Annotated in this window: 1 protein-coding gene; it reads left to right on the top strand. The window is 50.3% G+C overall.

Features of this window, described 5'->3' with window-relative positions; translation table 11 throughout:
- Positions 1–20: 20 nt before the first annotated feature.
- Positions 21–507 (top strand): 3-methyl-2-oxobutanoate hydroxymethyltransferase (locus HMPREF1705_RS10525; RefSeq protein ID WP_242603623.1); only part of this gene is annotated, 487 nt, incomplete at its 3' end.

The following is a 507-nucleotide window of genomic DNA, read 5'->3' as shown; positions in this document are numbered from 1 at the left end:
GGTTTTTGAAGGAAGCCGACATGGACGCCGTGAAACTTGAAGGCGGAAGAAGGGTCATAACGAGGATAAAGGCCATTGCCGACGCAGGGATCTTGGTCATGGGACATATCGGTCTTACCCCTCAAAGTTCAGGAGTACTTGGGGGATTTAAGGCACAGGGCAGAGATCCAAAAAGCGCCAAAGACCTAATAATGGACGCTCGAGCTATAGAGGAAGCAGGAGCTTTCGCCCTACTTCTTGAGGCGGTACCACCAGAACTGACCGAATTCATAGCAAAAGACCTTTCCATACCCGTTTACTCCATAGGAGCAGGAGCTCCCTGCGACGGACAGCTTCTCATATGCGGAGACATGCTTGGATTATTCCAGGCCTTCACTCCAAAGTTCGTAAAGAAGTACGCAAACGTCGCAGAAGTTGAGATAGAGGCCTTCAAGACATATATAGAGGACGTCAAGACGGGCAAATTCCCGGAGGATCAGCATTGCTACCACATACTTCCCGAGACGG

This window comes from Acetomicrobium hydrogeniformans ATCC BAA-1850 (genome assembly GCF_000160455.2).
Lineage (GTDB): Bacteria > Synergistota > Synergistia > Synergistales > Acetomicrobiaceae > Acetomicrobium > Acetomicrobium thermoterrenum.
This window is presented reverse-complemented; position numbering and strand designations above follow the sequence as displayed.